This window comes from Alteromonas sp. 14N.309.X.WAT.G.H12, from assembly GCF_036697315.1.
Lineage (GTDB): Bacteria > Pseudomonadota > Gammaproteobacteria > Enterobacterales > Alteromonadaceae > Alteromonas.
Genome location: NZ_JBAHZB010000147.1, coordinates 1 through 6,529, shown reverse-complemented (window position 1 = coordinate 6,529; position 6,529 = coordinate 1). Strand labels below are relative to the sequence as shown.

General features: G+C 44.6%; 5 protein-coding genes and 1 pseudogene. 4 read left to right on the top strand and 2 right to left on the bottom strand.

Features of this window, described 5'->3' with window-relative positions:
- Both glnD and map read right to left on the bottom strand, forming a co-directional pair.
- Nucleotides 1-2,449 (bottom strand): [protein-PII] uridylyltransferase (glnD, locus tag V5298_RS19165; protein ID WP_332933037.1); only part of this gene is annotated, 2,449 nt, incomplete at its 3' end.
- 175 nt (nucleotides 2,450-2,624) lie between these two features.
- Complete coding sequence (gene map / locus V5298_RS19160; RefSeq protein ID WP_332933036.1) at nucleotides 2,625-3,419, bottom strand: type I methionyl aminopeptidase; 795 nt, start codon at nucleotides 3,417-3,419, stop codon at nucleotides 2,625-2,627.
- Between the two features lie 345 nt (nucleotides 3,420-3,764).
- On the opposite strand from map, the gene rpsB reads away from it, so the two are divergent.
- From rpsB to frr, 4 genes and pseudogenes are all read left to right on the top strand, one after another.
- The gene (rpsB, locus tag V5298_RS19155; RefSeq protein ID WP_332933035.1) at nucleotides 3,765-4,493 is read left to right on the top strand and encodes a 30S ribosomal protein S2; all 729 of its coding nucleotides are present in this window, start codon (nucleotides 3,765-3,767) and stop codon (nucleotides 4,491-4,493) included.
- 124 nt (nucleotides 4,494-4,617) lie between these two features.
- On the top strand, nucleotides 4,618-5,490 hold the full coding sequence (gene tsf / locus V5298_RS19150; protein ID WP_332933034.1) for a translation elongation factor Ts: 873 nt from the start codon (nucleotides 4,618-4,620) through the stop codon (nucleotides 5,488-5,490).
- A gap of 192 nt (nucleotides 5,491-5,682) precedes the next feature.
- On the top strand, nucleotides 5,683-6,423 hold the full coding sequence (gene pyrH, locus V5298_RS19145; RefSeq protein WP_332933033.1) for a UMP kinase: 741 nt from the start codon (nucleotides 5,683-5,685) through the stop codon (nucleotides 6,421-6,423).
- Nucleotides 6,424-6,439: 16 nt separating this feature from the next.
- A pseudogene (gene frr, locus V5298_RS19140) lies at nucleotides 6,440-6,529 on the top strand (ribosome-recycling factor); the annotation flags it as partial.

Below are 6,529 nucleotides of genomic sequence, written 5' to 3'. Positions count from 1 at the left end.
TCCCCGGAGCATCTAAGGCCTCTAATTCAACCAGGGTACTTTCCTCGTTAAGGGTATAAAAACGTACCTTTGTCGGCACATTTAACTGCCGCATTTGCCGTGGGAGTTTACGCTTATTATCGTGAGAACGGCCGGGTTTGGCTAGTTGATCAAAAATCGCATTCTCAAGACTTTTTGTACGATTGTCTGAGTTGAGCCGGGTACCATCGTTTTCCAGTACCAAGATACTATCAAATACGTAACCATCCCGGGTGACGGTGACATGGGCGTCGTGAATAGAACAATTGCGACTATCGATAACCGACGCTACCTGGGCAAACAGCGCTTTTCTGTCTTTACCATATATAAGTATTTCCGTGCCACCTTTGGCGCTGTTGTCATTGGCTTTTACAATGAGAGAGTCCGGATCCTCGGCAAGAATGGTTTTGCTTCCCGCTAAAATTTCTTGTGTATGCCAAGCTATTTGTGACGGTTTAAAACGCACAAAATAGTCATCTTCCAATCGCGCCCACAGTTGCTGAATATCCCCATCGTCAAAACCGTGGGCATCAAGAATAATTCGGGCGGTATGCTTATGTTCTTTTACTCGCTCAGTCAGCGTGATCTGACATTGTAAGCCGTTATCCAAGGCTTTTTGGGTCATTAAGTAAAGTTCACGTAATAGTGAAGCTTTCCAGTCATTCCATAAATTGTCATTGGTGGCGCGAATATCGGCTAAGGTCAGTACATAAAGCAGATTCAGGTGATTGTGACTGCGTACGGCGGTGGCAAATTCATTGATGACATCGGGATCATAAATGTCTCGACGTTGGGCTACCACAGACATCATCAGGTGATTTTCGACTAACCAGGCCACCAGGTCGGCATCGTTTTTCTCGATGCCATGCAAGGCACAAAACAACGCCACATCTTTTGCGCCCAATTCTGAATGGTCGCCTCCTCGGCCCTTGGCAATATCGTGAAAGATCGCGGCGATATAAATTAACTCGGGCTTGTCTAAGTTCTTAACGATCCTGCCACAGCGGGGAAACTCGATATTGTCCGGTTGAAAGTACTCGTTAACATTTTTTATCACACGGTGAGTATGTTCATCCACGGTATAGGCATGGAAAAGATCAAATTGCATCAGGCCAACAATCTTGTCCCATTCCGGGAGATAGCGCTCCAATATGCGGTATTGATGCATGATATCCCAGGCAAAATCAAAGAAATTCGGGTGCTTAAACAGCGTCATTAGCCGGGTTCGACAGGCTTCACGTTCAACGTAGTAGGTATCTTCAAAACGTCGTCTGGCATTGCGAAGCTGACGGATGGTATCTGTGTCTAATCCTTCCGTTTCCGGCGTGTCAGCCACAAGGTGTAAAAAATCTAAAATGGCTTCGGGGGTAGGGAATACGTTTTGGTGCAAGGGCGAAATCATGCCATCTAACAGGCAGAAATCTTCGTTGATGGGTGTTTCATTTTTTATGCTTTGATTCAGCATATCGTACTTAAACCGTTGCAAAAGCATGCGGTTTAATTCGGTAACGCGACTGATAACACGGAAAAAATCACGCATCATTTTTTCTACGGATGCTTTGCCGTCCCGACCATAACCGAGACGTGCTGCCACATCAGGCTGATAGTCAAACAACAACCGATTTTCGCTACGCCCGGCTTCCAGATGCAGGGCAAATCGCATTCGCCATAAATGCATGCGGCAGGCCACAAGCTCGCTATGCTCTTCTTCAGCAAAATAACCGTGTCCGACTAAATTCCAGCCGTCATATTCTTTAAAGTGTTTTTTCGCTACCCAGCCAATGGATTGAATGTCTCTAAGACCACCGGGGTTTTCTTTAATATTGGGTTCAAGGTTATAAGCGGTACCGTTGAATTTCGCGTGTCGAGCTTTCTGCTCGTCGTATTTGGCTTGAAAGAAATCTTTTGAAGACAGGGCTTTTTTGCCGTTGAGTTGTTCCCATAGCTTATCAAATACACTGGGATCGCCAGTAAGCAGCCGGCTTTCTACGAGGTTCGTGGCAATGGTGATGTCATCTTTCGCCAGTTGCAGTGTTTCTTTAACTGTCCGAACTGACTGACCTACATCGAGCTTTATATCCCATAAGAGGGTAATGAACTGACTGATTTTATCCTTCGAGCTATGATCCAGCTTTTTGTGACTGACAATCAATAAATCAATATCTGAATAGGGTTGTAAGTGGCCGCGGCCATATCCACCTACCGCACATAACGCCAAGCCAGGTACGGTATCAAGATCCATCAACTTCCATATGTGTGAAAGTAATGCATCAATAAAGTGGGCTCGTCCCGTTACTAACTGGCTAACAGGCGTGGTATTAAATGCACTTTCCAACCACGCATAACTTGCTGAAATGCAGGATTTGATACCCGCAATGTCTTCAACTGAGGTGATGGTCTCAGCCTGATCAATCAGTCTTTGTAAGCTCAAAATATGCCTTTTTTACTACGGAAAGGAAATTCATAGGCACAATAACATGAAATGTATGTTGGCCGCATTATTCAAAAGCAATAGTTATGAGTATAAAAATGAATAATTAGTCGAAAAAATAGGATAGAAGGATATGAAAAGACCCTAGAACGGGTCTTTTCCAGGATGAAGGGGTTTAACTATGGCTTATGATACGGGGAAGATCTTCTTCCTCTCGCAAGGTCAATATCTCAACACCGTCTTCGGTTACTAATAAGGTATGTTCCCACTGAGCACTTAAGCTACGATCTTTGGTGACTACCGTCCATTGATCCGGCAACACCTTTGAGTAACGCTTCCCAGCATTTACCATAGGTTCAATGGTAAAACACATGCCAGGTACTAATTCTTCACCAGTACCGGGCTTGCCGTAGTGAACAATTTGCGGTTCTTCATGAAAGCCTGCGCCAATACCGTGACCACAATATTCCCGCACAATGGAATAATTATGTGATTCTGCATGGGTTTGACAAATATGGCCAATGTCACCAAGACGCATGCCCGGCTTCACTTCCTTGATGGACTTATAAAGGCATTCCTGTGTCACTCTCACAAGACGCTCGGCAAGAATGGAAGGTTTACCAACGATAAACATTTTGGATGTGTCACCGTGATAGCCATCTTTTATTACCGTCACATCGATATTGAGTATGTCGCCGTCTTTAAGCTTTTTATCCGACGGAATGCCATGACAAATACAATGATTTACCGATGTGCATACCGATTTAGGAAATGGCGGATGTCCATAATTAAGTGGTGCTGGGATCGCCTTTTGTTCATTGACAATATAATCATGACATAGCGTATTAAGCTCGTCAGTGGTCACTCCTCTTTTTACATGTGGAGTGATCATGGTTAATACATCGGCAGCCAGTTTGCCAGCTACACGCATTTTTTCAATTTCTTCAGCGGTTTTAATAATTGCGCCCACTGTACCCTCGATCGTCTAATACAAAAAAATGTATATTGCTTGGGCGGCAAGCTGAAAAAAACGTTGCGACATGCCCAGAATATACGTCAGTACTAATATGGTACTCCTTGGAAGTCGTGGTGTATAGTCACCCAACTATATCCTTTCAAAACTTGAGTGAATTCGTAAGATATGGTATAAAGCGCCCGCGTTTTGTCGCGGAAAGGTATTTTGCCTATTTCGTGCCTATAGAAACGTAAATTCATTATTTTAAATAACACACATATACCGACACTTGTCATCGGGGTGTCCTTCGGGATCGATGCAAGGGGTATATGGAGGCCTAACCCCAAGAGGAAAATTAAAATGGCAAACGTATCAATGCGTGACATGCTGAAAGCCGGCGTGCATTTCGGTCACCAAACCCGCTACTGGAACCCAAAGATGAAGCCTTTCATCTTCGGCGCTCGTAACAAAGTTCATATCATCAATTTGGAAAAAACTGTTCCTTTGTTTAACGAAGCAATGAACTACCTTTCTGGTGTTGCTTCTAAAAAAGGTAAAATCCTGTTTGTTGGTACTAAACGTGCAGCGGGCGAAGCGGTAAAAGACGCAGCGGTAAAATGTGATCAGTTTTACGTAAACAAGCGTTGGTTAGGCGGTATGCTGACGAACTGGAAAACAGTACGCCAGTCAATCAAACGTCTTAAAGATCTTGAGCAAAAAGCACAAGATGGCACGTTTGAAAAGCTGACCAAAAAAGAAACGTTAATGTTACAACGTGAAATGACCAAGCTGGAAAGCAGCTTAGGTGGTATCAAAAACATGGGCGGCTTGCCGGACGTGATTTTTGTTATCGATGCAGATCACGAGCACATTGCAGTTACAGAAGCACGTAATCTAGGTATCCCTGTAGTGGGCGTTGTCGATACTAATTCTAACCCTGACGGTGTTGATTTCATCATCCCAGGTAACGATGATGCTATCCGCGCTATCCAGTTGTATCTTGATGCAGCAGCTGATGCAGTAAACAACGGTCGCGAAAGCAACCTGGAAGTTCAGGCTGAAGACGACTTCGTAGAAGCCGCAGAGTAATCTGACCTGTTCGATGACGGTGGTGGTGTGGTTTGCATACCGCTGTCATCAATACTGACGAATATCGAAGAGGGGCGCACCGCCCCTTTTACCTTTTAAATGTTTAATGCTGAGGAATTGAAAAATGGCAGTGACTGCAGCACTTGTAAAAGAACTGCGTGAGCGTACCGGCGCAGGTATGATGGATTGTAAAAAAGCGCTGGTTGAGACCGATGGCGACATCGAACTGGCCATCGAAAACATGCGTAAGTCTGGCCAGGCTAAAGCCGCTAAAAAAGCAGGCCGTATCGCCGCTGAAGGGGTTATCTTAACGCAAGTCCAAGGTAGCCGCGCAACCATGATGGAAGTGAACTGTGAAACTGATTTCGTTGCACGAGATGAAGGTTTCCTAGGTTTTGGTAACCAAATCCTTAACGTAGCTCACGAAAATAACATCAATGATATCGATACGTTAAACGAGACTGAGATTGATGGTGTTAAAATCAGCACAGTACGTGAAAACCTGGTTGCTAAAATCGGTGAAAACATCTCTCCTCGCCGTGTTATCAATGTAGAAGGCGAAAACCTGGGCGCGTATGTCCATGGTGGTCGTATTGGCGTTGTGGCGATTCTAACCGGTGGCGACGAAGAGCTGGCAAAAGATGTTGCGATGCACGTTGCAGCAGCGAGCCCTCAATATGTTAAGCCGGACGATGTACCTGCTGACGTAGTTGAAAAAGAAAAAGAAATTCAAGTAGAACTTGCCATCCAATCTGGTAAACCTGCTGAAATCGCTGAGAAAATGGTTGCAGGCCGTATGAAGAAATTCACCGGCGAAATCAGCCTGACAGGTCAACCTTTCGTTAAAGATCCATCCATGTCTGTGGGTGAATTGCTCAAGAGTAAAGGTGCCGACGTCGTTAACTTTATCCGCTTTGAAGTGGGTGAAGGTATCGAGAAAAAATCAGAAGATTTTGCAGCAGAAGTTGCTGCACAAATGGAAGCGGCGAAGAAATAATTCTGCGTTTTGCTTTTTCATTCGGCCAATGTCGGATACACTACAGAGCACCTCTTCGGAGGTGCTTTTTTATATACATGGTATACTTTTTGCCACTTTTACAATATCGCTTGTAACGAGTCGGTTTGCTTCATTTCTTGTTAAGCATAACGAGATATGAAACAAGCCGAATTCATAAGGACAATTCAAACAATGAGTATCACACCCAAATCAGCCTATCGTCGTATTTTATTAAAACTCAGTGGTGAAGCCCTGATGGGCGCTGAAGGGTTCGGAATTGACCCGAAAGTCCTGGATCGCATGGCACAGGAAATAAAAGAACTGGTAGAGTTAGGTGTGCAGGTAGGTTTGGTAATTGGCGGCGGAAACCTTTTCCGTGGCGAAGGTTTGGCCAGAGCTGGAATGAATCGTGTGGTCGGTGACCATATGGGCATGCTGGCAACGGTGATGAATGGCCTGGCCATGCGTGATGCCTTGCATCGTGCTTACGTTAATGCGCGGTTAATGTCTGCCATTCCATTAAATGGTGTGTGTGACGCATATAATTGGGCAGAAGCCATCAGTTTGTTAAAATCAGGCCGTGTTGTTATTTTTTCTGCGGGTACGGGAAATCCTTTCTTTACCACCGATTCTGCAGCCTGTCTTCGAGGTATTGAAATTGAAGCGGATGCAGTACTTAAAGCAACGAAAGTTGACGGTGTGTACAGTGACGACCCAGTGAAAAATCCCGAAGCAACACTTTATCCTCAGCTTTCCTACCAGGAAGTGCTTGAGAAAGAACTCAAAGTGATGGACTTATCTGCATTCACCTTAGCCCGAGACCATAGTTTGCCTATTCGCGTTTTCAATATGAACAAACCTGGTTGTCTTAAGCGCGTAGTATTGGGCGAACCTGAAGGCACCCTCATTGACCATCCAGAAAATTTTAAGTAAGAAATAGGAATATATTGTGATTGATGAAATTGAATTAGATGCGCGTGAGCGTATGGAAAAGAGCATCAGTGCATTGAAAAGCCAGCTTAGTAAGATTCGTACAGGC